Origin of the sequence: Pseudomonas sp. Yb2C2, from assembly GCF_052112325.1 — a bacterium.
GTDB lineage: Bacteria > Pseudomonadota > Gammaproteobacteria > Pseudomonadales > Pseudomonadaceae > Aquipseudomonas > Aquipseudomonas marginalis.
This window is the reverse complement of the sequence record NZ_JAVAJK010000025.1, coordinates 1-17,820: the sequence shown is the minus strand read 5'-3', so window position 1 is coordinate 17,820 and position 17,820 is coordinate 1. Positions and strand designations below refer to the sequence as shown.

General features: G+C 63.3%; 14 protein-coding genes. 8 read left to right on the top strand and 6 right to left on the bottom strand.

Features of this window, described 5'->3' with window-relative positions:
- Positions 1-135 precede the first annotated feature (135 nt).
- Both Q8X51_RS26975 and Q8X51_RS26970 read left to right on the top strand, forming a co-directional pair.
- Entirely contained in the window at positions 136-747 is a 612-nt protein-coding gene (locus Q8X51_RS26975; RefSeq protein ID WP_065925151.1) for a cysteine dioxygenase, read from the top strand.
- Positions 744-2,327: a rhodanese-related sulfurtransferase gene (locus tag Q8X51_RS26970; protein ID WP_407694848.1), complete on the top strand. Its 1,584-nt coding sequence runs from the start codon at positions 744-746 to the stop codon at positions 2,325-2,327. Before Q8X51_RS26975 ends, Q8X51_RS26970 begins: the two co-directional genes overlap by 4 nt.
- Positions 2,328-2,397: 70 nt before the next feature.
- Here Q8X51_RS26970 and Q8X51_RS26965 read toward each other — a convergent pair whose 3' ends face one another.
- Positions 2,398-2,559, bottom strand: a complete 162-nt coding sequence (locus Q8X51_RS26965; RefSeq protein ID WP_323147376.1) for a hypothetical protein — start codon at positions 2,557-2,559, stop codon at positions 2,398-2,400.
- Between the two features lie 396 nt (positions 2,560-2,955).
- Here Q8X51_RS26965 and Q8X51_RS26960 point away from each other — a divergent pair, with 396 nt between their 5' ends.
- From Q8X51_RS26960 to Q8X51_RS26935, 6 genes are all read left to right on the top strand, one after another.
- Positions 2,956-3,930, top strand: a complete 975-nt coding sequence (locus tag Q8X51_RS26960; RefSeq protein WP_065948163.1) for an ABC transporter substrate-binding protein — start codon at positions 2,956-2,958, stop codon at positions 3,928-3,930.
- Between the two features lie 11 nt (positions 3,931-3,941).
- Positions 3,942-5,306, top strand: a complete 1,365-nt coding sequence (locus Q8X51_RS26955) for an LLM class flavin-dependent oxidoreductase (RefSeq protein ID WP_407694849.1) — start codon at positions 3,942-3,944, stop codon at positions 5,304-5,306.
- A complete protein-coding gene (locus Q8X51_RS26950; protein WP_407694850.1) occupies positions 5,303-5,986 on the top strand; it encodes a peroxiredoxin-like family protein in 684 nt (227 codons plus the stop codon). Before Q8X51_RS26955 ends, Q8X51_RS26950 begins: the two co-directional genes overlap by 4 nt.
- 39 nt (positions 5,987-6,025) lie before the next feature.
- A complete protein-coding gene (locus Q8X51_RS26945) occupies positions 6,026-7,195 on the top strand; it encodes an acyl-CoA dehydrogenase family protein (protein WP_330214633.1) in 1,170 nt (389 codons plus the stop codon).
- A complete protein-coding gene (locus tag Q8X51_RS26940; RefSeq protein ID WP_407694851.1) occupies positions 7,192-8,136 on the top strand; it encodes a D-isomer specific 2-hydroxyacid dehydrogenase family protein in 945 nt (314 codons plus the stop codon). Before Q8X51_RS26945 ends, Q8X51_RS26940 begins: the two co-directional genes overlap by 4 nt.
- A 939-nt stretch (positions 8,137-9,075) precedes the next feature.
- Positions 9,076-11,196 carry a TonB-dependent receptor gene (locus Q8X51_RS26935; RefSeq protein WP_407694714.1) on the top strand — a complete coding sequence of 707 codons (2,121 nt, stop codon included), beginning with the start codon at positions 9,076-9,078 and terminating at the stop codon, positions 11,194-11,196.
- A 5-nt stretch (positions 11,197-11,201) separates the two neighbouring features.
- On the opposite strand, the gene Q8X51_RS26930 is transcribed toward Q8X51_RS26935, so the two are convergent.
- The 5 genes from Q8X51_RS26930 to Q8X51_RS26910 all read right to left on the bottom strand — a co-directional run bounded on the left by Q8X51_RS26930 (position 11,202) and on the right by Q8X51_RS26910 (position 17,687).
- Positions 11,202-11,969, bottom strand: a complete 768-nt coding sequence (locus Q8X51_RS26930; RefSeq protein ID WP_407694713.1) for an energy transducer TonB — start codon at positions 11,967-11,969, stop codon at positions 11,202-11,204.
- On the bottom strand, positions 11,966-12,412 hold the full coding sequence (tolR, locus tag Q8X51_RS26925; RefSeq protein WP_027607142.1) for a protein TolR: 447 nt from the start codon (positions 12,410-12,412) through the stop codon (positions 11,966-11,968). Before tolR ends, Q8X51_RS26930 begins: the two co-directional genes overlap by 4 nt.
- Before the next feature lie 14 nt (positions 12,413-12,426).
- Positions 12,427-13,119 (bottom strand): protein TolQ, encoded by a 693-nt coding sequence (tolQ, locus tag Q8X51_RS26920; RefSeq protein ID WP_407694712.1) that lies wholly within the window; start codon positions 13,117-13,119, stop codon positions 12,427-12,429.
- 47 nt (positions 13,120-13,166) lie between these two features.
- Complete coding sequence (locus Q8X51_RS26915; RefSeq protein ID WP_407694711.1) at positions 13,167-15,032, bottom strand: phytase; 1,866 nt, start codon at positions 15,030-15,032, stop codon at positions 13,167-13,169.
- Positions 15,033-15,173: 141 nt separating this feature from the next.
- Positions 15,174-17,687 (bottom strand): TonB-dependent receptor, encoded by a 2,514-nt coding sequence (locus Q8X51_RS26910; RefSeq protein ID WP_065948157.1) that lies wholly within the window; start codon positions 17,685-17,687, stop codon positions 15,174-15,176.
- Between the last annotated feature and the right edge of the window lie 133 nt (positions 17,688-17,820).

Genomic DNA, 17,820 nt, shown 5'->3' with positions numbered 1-17,820 from the left:
ATCGATAACGTCTAACGCTATTCAGACCGGTTCTAAATTACCTTCAGCTATAAGCTAATCATTAAAAAATAGCATATTAACTATAAACATTATGCTTAGATAAACCCATCCCTGCGACCACACGATGGAAGTGCCATGACCCAGGCCCGACACCCCGAGAGACTCAGAGCCTTCATAGGCGCCCTGGCGGAATTGATCGACGGCAATCCACGCGAAGGCGACCTGTTGCACCGTGGCGGCAAGCTGCTGGCGCAACTGGTCAGCCATGACGACTGGCTCCCCGATGAATTTGCCCAACCCGATCCCGAGCGCTACCAGCAGTTCTTGCTGCATGCCGATTCGCGCCAGCGTTTCAGCATCGTCAGCTTTGTCTGGGGGCCGGGGCAAAGCACGCCGATCCACGACCATCGGGTGTGGGGGCTGATCGGCATGCTGCGCGGCGCAGAGTTCTCCCAAGGCTTCGAACGCGCGCCCGACGGCAGCCTGGTCGCCGAAGGCCAGCCGATTCAATTGGTGCCGGGCCAGGTCGAGGCGGTGTCGCCCAAGGTCGGCGACATCCACCAGGTGAGCAATGCCCACAGCGATCAGGTGTCGATCAGCATTCATGTGTACGGCGCCAATATCGGCGCGGTGCGCCGTGCGGTGTACCAGCCCGACGGCAGCGAGAAACTGTTTATCTCCGGTTATTCCAACGCCTTCCTCCCGAATATCTGGGATTTGTCCAAAGAAAAGAGCCCTGCCCTATGACCACCGTACCGACCCGTAGCTTTGCCCGGATTCGCCAGGCCCTGTTGGACCGTGAAGAACTCGCCCTGGTCGACGTGCGCGAAGAAGCGCCGTTTGCCGAATCCCACCCGCTGTTCGCGGCGAATATCCCGCTGTCCAAGCTGGAACTGGAGGTGTATTCGCGCATTCCACGCCGGGATACCCAGGTCACCGTCTACGACAACGGTGAAGGCCTGGCCGCCCGTGCCGCCGAACGCCTGGTTGCGCTGGGCTACACCCAGGTCAGCCTGCTGGAAGGTGGCCTCGACGGTTGGCGCCAGGCCGGTGGCGAGCTGTTTATCGATGTGAACGTGCCGAGCAAGGCCTTTGGCGAGTTGGTGGAGAGCGAGCGCCACACGCCGTCCCTCGCCGCTGAAGAAGTGCAGGCGCTGCTCGACAGCCAGGCCGATGTGGTGGTGCTCGACGCCCGCCGTTTCGACGAATACCAGACCATGAGCATCCCCACCGGCATCAGCGTGCCCGGTGCCGAGCTGGTGTTGCGTGCGCGGGAACTGGCGCCCGACCCGGCCACCCGCATCATCGTCAACTGCGCCGGGCGTACCCGCAGCATTATCGGCACCCAGTCGCTGATCAACGCCGGCGTGGCCAACCCGGTGTCTGCGCTGCGCAATGGCACCATCGGCTGGACCCTGGCCGGGCAGAAGCTCGCCCACGGCCAGTCGCGGCGCTTTGCGCCAACCTCGGAAGAGCATCGCCAGATCGCCGCCGTCGATGCACGCCGCGTCGCCGACCAGGCCCGCGTCGGTCGCGCCACCCTGGCCGACCTGCAACGCTGGCAGCAAGACGCTGCACGCACCACCTACCTGTTCGATGTGCGCACCCCGGAAGAATTCGAAGCCGGCCACTTGCCCGGCGCGCGCTCCACCCCCGGCGGCCAACTGGTGCAGGAAACCGACCATGTCGCCAGCGTGCGCGGTGCGCGCCTGGTGCTGGCGGATGACGATGGCGTGCGGGCGAACATGTCTGCGTCGTGGCTGGCCCAACTGGGCTGGGACGTGCATGTGCTGGATGACCTGCAAGCGGCGCACTTCAGCGAAAAAGGCGCCTGGGTCGCTCCAGTCCCCGCGCCCCCCCAGGCGGAACTGATCAGCCCGCACACCCTCGCCGAATGGCTCGAGCATGGCGACACCGTGGTGCTGGATTTCACCGCCAGCGCCAACTACGTGAAGCGCCATATCCCCGGTGCCTGGTGGGTATTGCGCGCACAACTGCCCGAGGCCCTGGCCAAGGTGCCCGCCGCCCAGCGTTATGTGCTGACCTGCGGCAGCAGCCAACTGGCGCGCCTGGCGGTGGCTGAAGTCGAAGCGATCACCGGCAAGCAAGTGTTCCTGCTGCAAGACGGCACCGCCGCCTGGATCAACGCGCAACTGCCACTGGAAGAAGGCGAAACCCACCTGGCCTCGCCGCGCATCGACCGCTACCGCCGACCGTACGAAGGCACCGACAACCCCAGGGAAGCCATGCAGGCGTATCTGGATTGGGAATTCGGCTTGGTCGACCAGTTGGCCCGTGATGGGACCCATGGGTTTTACGTCATTTGACCCCAGGCACGCCTGCCCCCATTGCGGGAACAGGCGCTGCCCCAGGCTGATGGGGCGGGGGGGTACTGCGTTACTTTCTTTCTTCTGTGTCGGTGCAAGAAACCGTCTCCGAGCTACCGCTCAACTGAAACTGCATGGCGTGGACACCCGCCTCTATTTGCGAGGCCACGCTGAACTGGGTGCCGAACAGCAGGCTGAACATGACGCATGTGGTTGCCAATAATTTGAACATGACGAATCCTCACTGGTTCGCTGAGAGAGTAAAAATACCCCCATCGTTTATTCGCAGCTGACTTGGCTGCGTACTGCCATTTTCTGCCCGGCGCAACGCCTGGACACCTGTGAAGAATGACAGTGGCCTAGACAACTTCGCACTATGCAAACCTGCGCTGAGAGCGATTGGCGCCGCCCCCTTGGACACCCAGGCACCTCAGCCGCAATTACCTATTCGAAAAATACATAAACCGCATATTAGATAACCAATTATCTTAATATTTTTAATAATTAACATATAACCAAAAAGACCTTCACAGAAGGTTTTTATGAGCATAACGTGAACTCCTCACCGACCCCTTCTCCAGGCGGAGGTAGCCGAACCCTTTCACGATCTGCCTGGAGCCAGCATCCCATGGTCTTTTCCACTCCGTTCAAACGCCTGCTCCTGGGCACTGCCCTGGCCCTTGGCCTGGCCACCTGCGCCCACGCCGCCGACCTGCAACCGCTGCGGGTGGCCAATCAGAAATCGACGATCAAGACGCTGCTGGAAGTCTCCGGCGAAACGAAAAACGTGCCCTATGAAATCCAGTGGTCGGAATTCCCGTCCGCCTCGCCCCTGGGCGAAGCCTTGAATGCCGGAGCCGTGGACATTGGTGCCCTGGGCGACGCGCCCTACGTGTTTGCCCTTGGCGCCGGCGCCTCGCTAAAGGTGGTCAGCATCATCCACGCCGAAGGGCGTAACACCACCGCCCTGCTGGTGCCCAAGGATTCGCCGATCAAGACGGTGGCCGACCTCAAGGGCAAGAAAATCGTCACCGGGCGTGGGTCCATCGGCCATTACCTGGCGATCAAGGCGCTGGCCACGGCCGGCCTGACCACAAAGGATGTGCAGTTCATTTTCCTGCTGCCCAGCGAGTCGCGCCTGGTGCTGGATAACGGCACTGTCGACGCCTGGTCGACCTGGGACCCCTACACCACCGTCGTCACGTCCCAAAGCCAGGCGCGGATCCTGGCCAGCGGCAACACGCTGTTGAGCAATCACCTGTACCTCGCCGCCACCCGCCAGGCCATCGCCGACAAGCGCACGCAGCTGGACGACTTTGTCGCCCGCGTCGACCGCGCCTACGCCTGGGCCAATACCCACCCCGACGAGTACGCCGCCGCCCAGGCCAAAATCACCGGGCTGCCGCTGGCCGTGCATGTGGCCGTGGCCAAGGAAACCCGCCTGAGCCCGGTGCTGATTGACGACAGCGTGATCAGTGGCCTGCAGGCCACCGCCGACACCTACCAGCAAGAAGGCCTGCTGCCCCGGCACATCGACGTGTCCCAGGGCTTCGACACGAGCTTTAACGCCAAGCGCGTCCCCAACAACCAAGCATCACGCTGAAGGAGCAGAACATGAGCACGCCACATCAATTGAAACCCCGCCATTTGAAATTGGGCGCCATGGTCCACGGTGTCGGACACGGCTGGGGCGAATGGCGCCATCCGCAGGCGCAACCGAATGCCAGTACGAATTTCGGCTTCTACAAACAGCAGACCGAACTCGCCGAAGCGGCCAAGTTCGACTTCGTGTTCATCGCCGACAGCCTGCACATCCATGCCAAGTCCAGCCCGCATTACCTCAACCGCTTCGAGCCGCTGACCATCCTCTCGGCCCTGGCCGCACTCACCAGCCATATCGGCCTGGTGGCCACCGTGACCGTCAGCTACACCGAGCCCTACCAGGTGGCGCGCCAGTTCGCGTCCCTGGACCATATCAGCGGCGGTCGCGCCGGCTGGAACGTGGTGACCTCGTGGCTCAGCGGCACCGCCGACAACTTCGGTAAAGCCGAGCACCCTCCCCACGCCGTGCGCTACCGCATCGCCAAGGAACACCTGAACACGGTCAAGGGCCTGTGGGACTCCTGGGAAGACGACGCCTTTGCCTACAACAAGCAAAGCGGCGAATTCTTCACCCCGGGCAAGCTGCATGCGCTGAACCACAAAGGCGAGTTTTTCTCGGTCAAAGGCCCGCTGAACATTGCGCGCTCGCGCCAGGGCCAACCGGTGATTTTCCAGGCGGGCACGTCCGAAGACGGACGTAACTTTGCGGCGCAGAACTCCGACGCCATCTTTGTGCATGTGGAGAGCATCGAAGAAGGCCTGGCGTATACCCAGGACCTCAAACGCCGCGCCAAAGGCTTTGGCCGTGACGCCGACAGCCTGTCGATCCTGCCGGGCATCCGCCCGATTGTCGGCCGCGACGAGGCCGAAGTGGAAAGCCGCTACCAGCAGGCCGTGGAGCTGGTCACCGTGGAAGACGCCATCGTCGCCCTCGGCCGCCCGTTCAACGACCATGACTTCAGCCAGTACCCGCTGGACGCCCCGTTCCCGGAACTCGGCGACCTGGGCGCCAACAGCCAGAAAGGCGGCTCCGACCGCATCAAGCAACTGGCCAGGGACGAAGGCCTGACCCTGCGCGAAGTGGCGCTGCGCTTCTCGCGGCCCAAGCGTGATTTTGTCGGCACCCCGGAGCAAGTCGCCGACGCGATCCAGACCTGGTTCGAACGCGGCGCCAGCGATGGTTTCATCATCAACTCGGTGCTGCCGGACGGCTTGCAGTACTTCACCGAACTGGTGGTACCGGTGCTGCAACAGCGGGGCCTGTTCCGTAGCGAATACACGGGCCACACCCTGCGCGACAACCTTGGCCTGGACGTGCCGGCCAACCGTTACAGCGTCACCGCCGAGGTCGAAACGCAACAGGAGGCGCTGGCATGAGCGAATCCCTCAACCGTCAGTTGGCGGCGCTGCACGCCGAGCGTGTAGCGACCTGGGCGCCGGCGGCGTTGCAGGTCAATATCGACCAGCGCCAGCGCCTGGTGAATGAAGCACGGGTAGACGACTACGTGCAGCTCGGCGATGAACTGGACCCCTTCACCCTGCTCAATGTGGAAGGCGGCGAACTGACCCGCGAACGACTGCTGGCCGACGGCCCGGCGGTGCTGATCTTCTTCCGTTTCGCCGGCTGCCCGGCGTGCAATATCGCCCTGCCCTATTACGAACGCCAACTCTACCCACGCCTGCGCGAACTGGGCGTGCCCCTGGTCGCGGTGAGCCCGCAAGTGCCTGAACGGCTGGTTGAGATCAAGAGCCGCCACGCCCTGCAATTGCTGGTGGCCAGCGACCCGGACAACCACCTCGGGCGCCGCCTGGGCATCCTCTACAGCTTCGACGAAGCCTCGCGCAATGCAGCCCTGGCCAAGGGCAATCACATCGGTGAAACCACCGGCACGGGGACCTGGGAGTTGCCGCAACCGACGGTGGTGGTGATTGCCCAGGACGGCACGGTGGCGTTCGTGGACGTCAGCCCGGACTGGCTGGTGCGTACCGAAGCCGAGCCGGTGGTGCAGGTGGTGGAGCGCTTGTTGGGCCAACAGCCTGTACGCATCGCCATCTAGGCCCACCGCACCTCCCACATTTTGACCGAGTACATTCTCATGACCCAACCGTCTCTACGCTCCGTGGAGGTCGCCAACTTCGAGGCCCTGCTCGAACGCCTCAGCGCCGAGCTGGCCGGCACCGCGCACCTGTATGACGAGAGCGGCGCCTTCCCCCACGCCAACTTCCAGCGGCTGCATGACCACGGCCTGGTCGCCCTCACCGTGCCCAAAGCCCTCGGTGGCGGCGGTGCCAGCCTGCCCCAGGCGCGCAAGGCGATCAGTGCAATTGCCAAGGGCGAACCGTCCACCGCACTGATCCTGGTGATGCAATACCTGCAACATACCCGCCTGCAAGACAGCAAGACCTGGCCGCCCCATCTGCGTACACAAGTGGCCGAGGACGCGGTGCGCAACGGCGCATTGATCAACGCCCTGCGCGTCGAACCCGACCTCGGCACCCCGGCCCGTGGCGGGCTGCCGGCGACCACCGCCGTGCGCACCGCTGAGGGTTGGCGCATCAGCGGGCGCAAGATCTACTCCACCGGCAGCCATGGCCTGAGCTGGTTCAGCGTATGGGCGCGCAGCGATGACGCCGACCCGCTGGTGGGCGCCTGGCTGGTGCCCAAGGACAGCCCCGGCGTGAGCATCATCGACACCTGGGACCACCTCGGCATGCGCGCCACCTGCAGCCATGAAGTGCTGCTCGACAATGTGCTGGTGCCACTGGACCACGCCGTCAGCGTCAGCCCCTGGAGCGCGCCGCAACCGGAACTGGATGCCGAGGGTTTCCTGTGGATGTCGGTGCTGCTGTCCTCGGTGTATGACGCCGTGGCCCAGGCTGCGCGGGACTGGCTGGTGAACTGGCTGGAAGAGCGCCAGCCATCCAATCTCGGTGCGGCGTTGTCGACATTGCCGCGTTTCCAGGAAACCGTCGGCCATATCGACACCCTGCTGTTCGCCAACCGCAGCCTGCTCGACGCCGCCGCCGACGGCCACACCCCGGCCGCCAACGCCGCGCAGTTGAAGTACCTGGTCACCCACAACGCGATCCGCGCCGTGGAACTGGCCATCGAGGCCTCCGGCAACCCCGGTCTGTCACGCCATAGCCCGCTGCAACGCCACTACCGCGATGTGCTGTGCAGTCGCGTGCATACCCCGCAGAACGATGCGGTGCTGCAAGGTGTCGGTAAAGCCGTGTTCGCCCAACGCCAGAAGGAACGCACATGACTCAGGTGATTATTGCCAGCCAGTTGGACGAAGACTACAACGACGTGATCCGCGCACGCCTCACTGCGATCCACCCCGGAGCCCAGGTGATCGGCGTGCCGGCGGGCGTGCCGAGCGACCTGCCGCCCCAGGCGAATATCCTGCTGCTGCGCCCGATCAACGTGCGCGGCTACACCGCCCCGGACACCCCGCCACCGGGCTGGCCCTACGGCGCGCAATGGGTGCATTTGGTCTCATCGGGCATCGACTTCTACCCGCAATGGCTGTTCAACGGCCCGCCGGTGACCACCTCCCGGGGCAGCGCCGCCGACAACCTCGCCGAGTTCGCCCTGGCGGCGATCTTTGCCGCGGCCAAGCATTTACCGGACATCTGGGTGAAGGACTCGCAATGGAATTTCACCGCCCTGCGCCCACTCAAGGGCACCACCCTGGGCATCCTCGGCTTTGGTGCGATTGGTGAAAGCCTGGCGCAAAAAGCCCTGGGCCTGGGCATCAACGTTGTGGCCCTGCGTCAGAGCCAGGCACCGTTCGGCGCAGGAGTGCAGGCCGCCAACGACATCCACGACCTGTTCGCCCGCGCCGACCACCTGGTAGTGGCCGCGCCACTGACCGACGCCACGCGGCATATCATCAACCGCGATGTGCTGGGCAGCGCCAAGCCGGGACTGCACCTGATCAACATCGCCCGGGGCGGTCTGCTCGATCAGGAGGCGTTGCTCGAGGCCCTGGATAACGGCCAGATCGGCCTGGCATCGCTCGACGTGACCGAACCGGAGCCTTTGCCGGATGGGCACCCGTTGTACAGCCACCCACGGGTGCGGTTGTCGCCGCATACGTCGGCGATTTCGACCAATAGCCGCAACGAGATTGCCGATACGTTTTTGGCGAATCTGGAACGCTACGTTTCAGGGATCGCACTGGCGAATCTGGCTAACGCCTGATGCCGTTCAAAAATGTGGGAGGGGCGGTGCGACGATTCGACTTGCTCCCGATTGCAGTGGGTCAGTACCAAATCCACCAACTGACACTCCCTCATCGGGGCATAGGTATCTGCACAACTCTTAAAGGCTGACACATAACTCTGTGGTGAGCGGGCTTGCCCCGCGCTGGGCTGCGAAGTGGCCCCAATAAGGTCACCGCAGAGTGCCAGAATCAATCGAGGTGAAGGTTTTGGGGCTGCTTCGCAACCCAGCGCGGGGCAAGCCCGCTCACCACAGAAGCCTAATTGCCATAGATTCCGTATTCACTGGAAGTTGTGTAGATACCCATGCTCATCGGGGGCAAGCCCCCTCCCACATTTTTAACCCAGTACACCAGACCCAACTCCGGTCGGCTCTAAGGCCGCCGCGCTTTGGCTTTTGATCTCAAATCGCCCCGTCAAACACGCTGGCCGAACGCAGGCTTTGGAGCGTGGGTAACCCGGCAGGACGCCGGGTTAGCCGCGCTGGGCCAAGGATGGCCCATCGCGGCGGCCCACGCTCCAAAGCCGGAGTGAGGGCACACCGAGCCTAGGCGAGGTGCCGAGTGTTGGGGCGAGGACCTTTTGCTTACTTTTGGGTCCCTCCAAAAGTGAGCCGCTGTAAGAGCGGAACCATAGGCAGCCGTTACCGCAGCAACGGATATGTACTCGGTCAAAGCCAACGACATGGTCGGCCCGAAGGCCGCCACGGGGGCAAGCCCCACATCTGGTTATGCGGCCAGGCGAGAAATATCATCAGATATACGCATCATAAATAAAAATTAACTGCATATATTTAATAATGAGCATATAACAAAACGGACTTTTACGAACGCCTTTCCTATCCATATTGTTATGTCCAGCACCGACCCCTGACCAGGTGGAGGCCTTGCCTGAACCACCACTTTCTCAGGGACCTACCATGAGCCACATCGCCGCGCCCAATCGCCTCACCCTTGCTGTCTCCCTCGCCCTGTTCGGCGCGTACGCCCACGCCGATGACGCCGCGCTGCCGGTGGTCAATGTCACGGCCGAGCACCGCAGTGAAGACTTGCAGAAAACCCCGCTGGCGATTTCCGCCTTCGACGAGAAGAGCCTCGACGACAAGCAGATCCGCAGCGTGCGCGACCTGTCGGGCCAGGTGCCGAACCTGACACTCAGCCGCCAGTCGATCTCCTACAGCGCCCAGACCTATGGCATTCGCGGCATCGGTGAAACCGACCCGATCCAGGAAGCCGCCGTGGCGGTGTACGCCGACGACTTGTACATCCCACGGGCGATTTCCTCGATGCTCGACTTCAATGACGTCGAGCGCGTCGAAGTGCTGCGCGGCCCCCAGGGCACCCTGTACGGGCGCAACAGCAGCGCGGGGGCGATCCGCGTGATCACCCGCGACCCCAACCAGGAAACCCGTGGTTTCGTCGAGCTCGGTGCGGGTAATTACAATGCGCAGAACGGCCGTTTCCTGATCAGCGGCCCGCTGGTAGACAACGCGTTGTTCGGCAGCTTTTCGGCGCTCCGCCTGAGCCGAGACGGCACAGTGTCCAACCCGACCCGGGGCAAGGATGTCAATAACGTCGATATCCAGTCCTACCGCGGCAAGCTGCGCTACAAGCCGGAGGATTCACCTTGGGATGTGCAGTTGACCCTGGCCGGCACCTTTGACCGTGGCGACACCACCAGCTACTCGCCGTTCGACGCCAATGGCCGTTTCGACAAGTTCAAGAGCTACAGCAGCCTCGACCCGAAAAACCGCCTTGACCAGGGCAGTTCGGTGTTGCGCGCGATCTATGCGATCAACGATCACTTGAATGTCAAATCGGTCACTGCCTGGTCGTCCTTCAACCAGCCGGTGGACTACGACAACTCTGGCCAGGCCGCGCTGATCCAGAACAACCTGATCCTCTACAAGCAAAACTACGCCATCCAGGAATTCCAGCTCAACGGCGACTATGACGACTTCAGCTTCAGCACCGGCCTGTACCTGTACCGCGAACGCTTCGATGCCGACCGCGACAACCTCACCTACTCCATCGCACGCAACCGGGTGATCGGCCAGGGCCAGTACAGCACCACCAACACCGAAAGCTACGCGCTGTATGGCCAGGGCACCTACAAGATCACCCCGCAGCTGTCGCTGATCGCCGGCCTGCGCTTTACCCGCGAACACAAGAACTTCGAGTTCACCAATTACGCGATCAATACCGACAGGCAGATTACCGGCACCAACTTCGCGGCCGAGTCGAGCAAATCCTGGCAGTCCACCAGCCCGAAAATCGGCTTCGAATATGCCTGGACGCCGCACCTCAACCAGTACGCCTACGTCGCCAAGGGCTTCAAGGCCGGCGGATACGACAACCGTGCGCCGACCCGCGCCGCCGCCGAGCAGGCGTTTTCGCCGGAAGACGTGACCACCTGGGAAACCGGCTTCAAGGGCGACTTCTTCGACCAGCGCCTGCGGGCCAACGTCGCGCTGTTCTACAACGACTACAAAGACCTGCAGACCAACGCCTACGACCCGGCGCTGGGGGTGAGCCTGCGCACCAACGTCGGCCAGGCCCACACCTACGGCGTCGAGCTGGAAACCCTCACCGCCCTGAGCCGCGACCTGCAACTGAGCGCCAACCTCGGCTACCTGGAGAGCCAGTACGACGACTTCCAGAACGCCAGCGGTGCCGGGGTCGATGCCAATGGCAAGCAACTGGTGTTCTCGCCGCGCTGGAACGCCAGTGTCGGCCTGAACTACACCATTCCCGCAGGCCTGCCGGGCACCTGGCTGGCGGGCACGGATGCGCAGTTCCAGACCAAGTCCTACGCCAACGCGCTGAACGACGACATCCAGGAAGTGCCGCAGCAAACCTTCTGGAACGCCAACACTCGCTACATCAGCGGCGACGGCCACTGGACCACCACCCTGGCGGTGAAAAACCTGCTGGACCGCGCTTACCCGCAATCGGTGGGCTATGTGCCGTCCAGCGGCGCCCGTTATTACTCGGTCAACGATCCGCGCACGCTGTTGCTGTCGGTGCGCTATGACCTCTGAGTGCGTTACTTGATGCGGTAGTGGAAGGTATTGCGCACCGCCGGTACGGCCACGGCCTTGCCGTCAACGATCCTCGGCTGGTAGCGAAAGGTGTTCGCCGCCGCCAGTGAAGGCCGGATAAACAATGGGTGGCAGCCGTCCAGCACCTTGGGGTTTTCCACGCGGCCTTGGGTGTTGACGCTGTACTCCAAGGTGCAGTCGCCTTCGATGTTCTTGTCCAGGGCGCGCTCGGGATAGTCCGGTGCCTCCTTGCTCAGGGGTTGGTATTGGCGGCTGTCGAAGGCCGGTGCAGGGGCTGGCGCGGGTGTGGCAGCCCGGGTTTTTTCAGCGGCCAGGCGTTGCTGATCGAGGCGTTGTTGTTCCAGCTCGCGGTTGCGTTGTTCGGTGGCCAGGCGTTCCTGCTGCTGCTCGAGTTTCTTGTCTTCGACGCGTTTACGCGCCAAGGCGGCTTTCTCGAGTTTTTGCGCCTGGACCTGTGGATCGACCACGGGCTTTACCGGCACCGGTATCACCACCGGTTCCGGCGGTGCGGGGGCAGCCACCACCGGTTCAGGCTCGGGCGCTGGCGCCGGTGGCAGCATGACCAACTGCGTGTGCATCACCCGAGGGGTATCCACCACGGGCTTTTGCGTCGACCAGCCCAGCATCAACGCGGCCAGCACGCCGACGTGCAGCGCCACCGCCAGGCTGGCGGCGAGGCTGTTTCTCCAAAACCCCGAAGCATCCCGGGGCGCCATCGTCAGGGTGGGACTGTGCATGATCATCGCCGTCATTGCGGGGCCTCGGTCACCAGCCCCAGGTTGCTGACACCACCCTTCTGCAACACCGCCATGGCCGCGACCACACGGCCGTAACCGGCGTTGTCGTCGGCGCGGATATAGACCTGGGTGTCGCTGCGCGCCGCCACCACCTGCATGACCTTGGCGCCCATTTCATCCAGGCTCACGGCGCTGTCGGTCTGGTGCTGGGTATCGAGTTCGCCGCCGAGGTTCCAGTAGTAGCCACCGTCGGCCTTTACCGACAGCGTGAGGATCTGCTGGCGGGTGTCGGTGGCCAACGCCTCGGCGGCGACCTTGGGCAGGTCGATCTTCACGCCCTGGGTCAGCATCGGCGCGGTGACCATGAAGATCACCAGCAGCACCAGCATCACGTCGATATACGGCACCACGTTCATCTCGGCCTTGGGCCCGTGCTTGCGTTGCGGCCTGACTAACATGGGAGTTGCTCCTTTCAGGCGGCGACGGCCAGGTTGATCGACGTACCGCGCAGGGTGCGGTGCAGGCGTACCTGCAGCTCATTGCCAAACGCGTAGTAACGGGTGAGCAGGGTCTGGCCGCGCGCCGCGAAGCGGTTGTAGGCGATCACCGCCGGGATCGCCGCGAACAGGCCGATGGCCGTGGCGATCAAGGCTTCGGCGATGCCCGGCGCTACGGTGGACAACGTCGCCTGTTGCACCTGGGACAAGCCGATAAATGAATTCATGATGCCCCACACCGTGCCGAACAGGCCGATGTACGGGCTGACCGAACCCACGGTCGCCAGAAATTGCAGGCCCTTTTCCTGCTCGATTTCCTGCTCGATGATCGCCACCTGCAAGGCCCGCTCCACGCCTTCGAGCACCGCCGGGTCATGGCTGTGCAAGTGCTGGTATTCCTGGACCCCGGCTATAAAGATCGGCGCAATGCCGCCCTCGCCCGCCTGTTGGATCTCACGGCACAGTGCCTGCAGATCCGGCGCGGCGCGAAAGCGCTGCACAAACGTATTCAACTGCCGCTCCAGGCGGCGCAGCACACTGCCGCGCTGGATAATCAGGTACCAGCTGAGCAAGGACGCCAACAGCAAGGTGAGCATGACAGCCTTGACCAACAGGCTGGCGTCGCTGATCAAACCCCAGATCGTCATATGTTCCATCGTCGCGTGCATGGTGAATCTCCCATTCGATTAAAAAGTGATGACCGGTTGATGACGGTTCACGGCAATTTCAATGCACGGGTGACCTCGGCCCAGGGCACGAACTTGAAGTTCTGGGTTTGCTCGGGCATGCGCTTGCGCCCGTCCTGCACCACCAGCATGCCTTGGCTCCATGGCCCGCCGAGGTTGATGGCGGTGACTTCCAGGCCATCGGTTTCCGACGCACCGTCGATACCGGCGGCGGCGTTCAAGCCGACGCGAAAGCCGCCGTGCACGGCAAACGGCGGTTCGGCATCCACCACCAGGTAGCTGTCATTGCCTTGGCTGGAGATCACCAGGTAGTCATGTTTATCGCTTTGGTACAGCGCCAGGCCCTCGACATCCGCATGCAATTGCGGGCCGACCTTGATCACGCTGGTCAACGTCGCCGGTTGATCGGCGCGCGCATCCACCGCCCACACGCCGACGTCTTCCTCACCGATAAACAGGCGCTGGCGCTGGTCGTCGGCCACACAGCCTTCGGGTTGGCTGTCGACCTTGAACTGACGCACCAGCTCGCCATGCACACGGCCGTCCGGCGCACTGAGGCGGTATTGCAGGAAGGTGCCGTCCTTGCCGTTGGCAATCGCGTAGATCTCGCCGCTGGCGGGCTGGAACAGGCAAATGCCATAGATTTCCTTGAGCGGCGTGGGCACTTCACCGGCCTCTCGCAGCTCGCCGCTCTGGCGGTCGATGCTGAACAGGCTCAGGCTGTTGTGATCGCGATTGCTCGCCACCGCCAGGTCCACCGTTTGCGCGCCAAGCTTGAAGTTGGGGCGTACGTCGACGTTATTCAGGCGGCCCACCGCCAGTTCCTGCAACAGCTTGCCGTCGAGGTCGTAGGCGAGCAGGCCCTGTTTCTTGTTGGTGCCAAGCACACGGCTGTTGGCCGGGGTTTGCGGGTGAATCCAGATCGCCGGGTCATCCGCCGCATCGCCCTGGCGGCCGACCGGGTCGCTCTGGCGCAAGGCCGCGACTTCCGGCAGCACCGCAGCCGCCGCGACGGGCGTGGCCTGCCAGTCGAGCCTGGCCTGGTAGAGCGTGCCGCTGTCATCATCGCGCACCAGCAGCTGGCGGCCATTGAGCGCCAATTGCTCCGGCTCTTTCAGGCCCGGCAGGCCCAGGCTCGGTTGCTCCACCCAGCGCTCGCCGGTGTGCTGGAACAGGTGTAACCGGGCGGTCTTCGGGTCCAGGGCAACCACACCACCGGGTACCAGCGCCATGGCCCCGGCTTCGCGTTTGGGAGTGTCGAACAGCGCCACCGGCGTGCGTTTCACCTCGGCTTCCGGGTGCGCCGGGTAGGCCCACCAGCCGACATTCTCTTCATTCACCAGCAACTGCTGGGTGGCATCGTCCACCTGGCAGAACTGCGCCGACGGCGGCAGCGGCAGACCCCGTACACGCTGGGGGGCGGTGAGCAGCGTCGCGCCGTTGCCCACCAGCCATTGCTCGCCCTTGCCCTCTTCGCCCACCAGGAACACAAACAGATTGGCCGCGGCGTCGCGGTACAGGCACAAGCCATTTACCGGGTAGTCGCGGGTCGGCAGGTACAGCGGTTTGCCCCAGCTTTTGCTGGCGCTGTCCAGGCTGATCAGCAGCGCCTGTTGGCGCTCGTTGTCGAGGCTGGCGACCAGCACCTGGGCACCTGCGGCGCGGGTGTCGAGGCTGCTGAAGTTACCCTTGAATCGCGCCAGCTCGGCGCCCTGGCTGTCGAGCAGTTGCAGGCCGTCGCGGGTGCTGGTGGCCAGGCGCTCGGTGGTGTTGGGCAGGAAGGCCACGGCTTCGGCCTTCAAGGATGGCGCCCAAGGCGTCAGGGTCAGATCGGCAGCCAGTGCATGAGTGCAGGTCAACACCGATATCAGCAAGTACAGCTTGGAAATTCTCATGTACAAACAAATCCTTCGAAAACAATGGAGTTCCAATGTGGGAGGGGGCTTGCTCCCGATAGCGGTCAATCAGTGAAGGATGCACAACTGGCCCCCCTCATCGGGAGCAAGCCCCCTCCCACATTGGAATCGAGGTGTGAGTTAGAAATGAGTGAAGGTCAGTCCCACCTTGTAGGTCGGGCCGTACTCTTCGTATTGGCCGTTGTAGCTGCGGTGGCCGGTGTAGACGAAGTACGACTCATCGGTGAGGTTCTGGGCTTCGAAGCTGACTTGCAGGTTCTTGGTCAGCGAGTAGCGCGCGCTGAAGTCGACGAAGGTCTGGGCGTCGACGTGCAGGTCGTGGGCCTTGTCGTTGATCGAGGCCAGTTCATACAGGTAGGCCGACTTGTAGTTGGCCGACAGGCGCAGGCTGAGCTTGTCGTCCTCCCAGCCGAGCATCAGATTGCCGACGGTGTCCGACTGGTTGGGCAGGCTGATGTTGCGCTTGCGATTCGTGCCGCTGGCGGCGTCGAAGCCTTCGATATCGGCGCTGGAGCGGCTGAAGGTGCTGTTGGCGCCGATCAGCAAACCGTTCCACGGTGCGGGCAGCCAGTCGAACTTCTGTGAGTAGGCCAGTTCCAGGCCGTAGAGCTTGGCGCTGTCGCCGTTGGCGTAGGTGTGAGCCTCGGCGAAGTTGGTCCAGGCGCCGGTGCCGGCGAGGTCGGTGTTGTAGACGAAATTCTTGATGTCCTTGTAGAACACAAACGCCGACACGGTGCCGGCGCGGCCCATGAAGTGCTCGATACCCAGGTCAAGGTTGCTCGATTCCAGGGGCTTGAGGTCCGGGTTGCCGAAGGTGGCTTCGTCATCGTCGATCACAAAACCCGGCGCCAGCTGGCCGAACGTCGGGCGCACCACCGACTTGGTCCAGGCCGCGCGCACCTGGGTGTTCTTGTCGATCTTGTAGCGCGCATGCAGGCCCGGCAGCCAATGGTGATAGCGGCGCTTGGTCTCGGTGGGCGTGAACACGCCATCGGTGGCACCCGTGCCCTTGGCTTCGAACTCGGTGCCTTCGTAGCGCAGCCCGGCGATAAAGCGCCAGTCGTCAACGTCGAGGGTGTTCATCAGGTAGCCGGCGTTGATGTCCTCGCGGATGGTGAAGTCGTTGACCCGCGATTCGGTCTCGTCATAGAAGTCCGCCGGGTTGAGGCTGCCGATCAGCTGCTTGATGGCACCGGGGCTGATGCCGGGGCCGTAGTTGCCCAGGCGATAGTCGACGCTGCCCTTCTGGAAGCGGCTGAGGTTGAGTTGGTCGGCACTGAAGCCGAGGGTGTCGAAGTCTTCGTAGACCCAGGCCTCCAGGTCGTTGTCCTTGTTGCGGCGGCTGACCTTGCCGCCGAACTTGACCTGTGACGCATAGCCGCTCAGGTCATAGTCGCGAGCCAGGTCCAGGCGCAGGTTTTTCTCGGTGTCCGTGGTGTTCTGTTTTTCCCAGTCGACCTTGTCGAGGCTGAAGTTGCTGGCGTCGTAGAAGCCGCTGCCGATGATCGGGCGGGGTTTGTCCTTGTCGTAGAAACCGCTGCCTGCAAAGTCGCCGCCGTCGAAGGTGGCGCCGGCGATATGCGCCGGGCTGTCTTCGCTGGACTGGCTGTAGCCGGCCTGGCCGCTTAAGGTCCACAGGCCGAGCATGCGTTCGCCGCCGAATACATAGGATTGGATTTCCTGGGTTTCCTCACGGTTTTTCAGCTTGCGCTTGCCCTCGGCATCACCCAGTTGGCCCGGGGCCTGGGGGTCGGCAAACTCGATGCTGGTGGAGTTGCGGGTTTCGGTGTCGGTGTAGCGGCTGTAGAGGGTGCGCAGGTAGTAGCTGCTGAGGTCGTCGGGCTTGTAGTCGAAGTTCAGGCCACCGCCGGCACGCTCGCGGCTGATGTCGTAGTCGCGCTGTTCGAACTCGTTGAGCCGGGCGCCGTCGGTGAAGTCCCAGGCGCCGCCGGTTTCGACGTTGTCCGAGCCGAAGTCGCGCTTTTGCCAACTGAGGGCGGCGGCGACGCCGAAGTTGTCAATGCCGTCGCCGAGGCTGAAACGGTTACTGGCGGCGCCGGAGAATTTCGGGCTGGTCTGATGGGTGTTCTTGTCGTAGCTGGCTTCGCTGCTGCCGGTGTAGAACAAACCTTTATGGTCGAAGGCCGAGAGGCTTTGCACATCGACGGTGCCGCCGAGTGAATTGGCGTCCATGTCCGGGGTGAGGGTCTTGATCACCGACAGCGATTGCACCAGTTCCGAAGGCAGTACATCGAGGGCCACGGCGCGGCGCGCGCTTTCCGGGGCGGGCACCAGGGTGCCGTTGATGGTGACGCTGTTGAGGTCCGGGCCCAGGCCGCGCACGCTGACAAAACGCCCTTCGCCCTGGTCGCGCTCCACACTGATGCCCGGCAGGCGCTGCGCCGCTTCGGCGACGTTCTGATCCGGCAACTGGGCCACGCCGTCGGCATGCACCACGCTCTTGATGCTGTCGGCGCTGCGTTGCTCCTTGAGCGCCTGGTCGATGGCGGCGGCCTGGCCGACCACCTCGACGTGCTCGGTGGCGCTCGCTTCGGCGGCGCTCAACCGTTCACTGGCCATCGCCAGGGCCAAGGCGGTAAGCGTAAAGCTGACGAGCCCGGTGCGCTTGTACATGCAATCCTCCCCAAGAATCCGTTGGCGCCAGGCAAGGGGCCCGGCAACTGGGAGGGCACGCTAGGGGTGGGGGATGACGGTTCTGTGACAGGGGTCGGCGCGAAGGCCTGTAAACCGGGGTTTAGAGCAGTCC

Excerpts from the sequence above, each read along its gene's own strand:
- Q8X51_RS26975 (WP_065925151.1), top strand. The coding sequence starts at position 136 with ATGACCCAGGCCCGACACCCCGAGAGACTCAGAGCCTTCATAGGCGCC.
- Q8X51_RS26970 (WP_407694848.1), top strand. The coding sequence starts at position 744 with ATGACCACCGTACCGACCCGTAGCTTTGCCCGGATTCGCCAGGCCCTG.
- Q8X51_RS26965 (WP_323147376.1), bottom strand. The coding sequence starts at position 2,559 with ATGTTCAAATTATTGGCAACCACATGCGTCATGTTCAGCCTGCTGTTC.
- Q8X51_RS26960 (WP_065948163.1), top strand. The coding sequence starts at position 2,956 with ATGGTCTTTTCCACTCCGTTCAAACGCCTGCTCCTGGGCACTGCCCTG.
- Q8X51_RS26955 (WP_407694849.1), top strand. The coding sequence starts at position 3,942 with ATGAGCACGCCACATCAATTGAAACCCCGCCATTTGAAATTGGGCGCC.
- Q8X51_RS26950 (WP_407694850.1), top strand. The coding sequence starts at position 5,303 with ATGAGCGAATCCCTCAACCGTCAGTTGGCGGCGCTGCACGCCGAGCGT.
- Q8X51_RS26945 (WP_330214633.1), top strand. The coding sequence starts at position 6,026 with ATGACCCAACCGTCTCTACGCTCCGTGGAGGTCGCCAACTTCGAGGCC.
- Q8X51_RS26940 (WP_407694851.1), top strand. The coding sequence starts at position 7,192 with ATGACTCAGGTGATTATTGCCAGCCAGTTGGACGAAGACTACAACGAC.
- Q8X51_RS26935 (WP_407694714.1), top strand. The coding sequence starts at position 9,076 with ATGAGCCACATCGCCGCGCCCAATCGCCTCACCCTTGCTGTCTCCCTC.
- Q8X51_RS26930 (WP_407694713.1), bottom strand. The coding sequence starts at position 11,969 with ATGACGGCGATGATCATGCACAGTCCCACCCTGACGATGGCGCCCCGG.
- tolR (WP_027607142.1), bottom strand. The coding sequence starts at position 12,412 with ATGTTAGTCAGGCCGCAACGCAAGCACGGGCCCAAGGCCGAGATGAAC.
- tolQ (WP_407694712.1), bottom strand. The coding sequence starts at position 13,119 with ATGCACGCGACGATGGAACATATGACGATCTGGGGTTTGATCAGCGAC.
- Q8X51_RS26915 (WP_407694711.1), bottom strand. The coding sequence starts at position 15,032 with ATGAGAATTTCCAAGCTGTACTTGCTGATATCGGTGTTGACCTGCACT.
- Q8X51_RS26910 (WP_065948157.1), bottom strand. The coding sequence starts at position 17,687 with ATGTACAAGCGCACCGGGCTCGTCAGCTTTACGCTTACCGCCTTGGCC.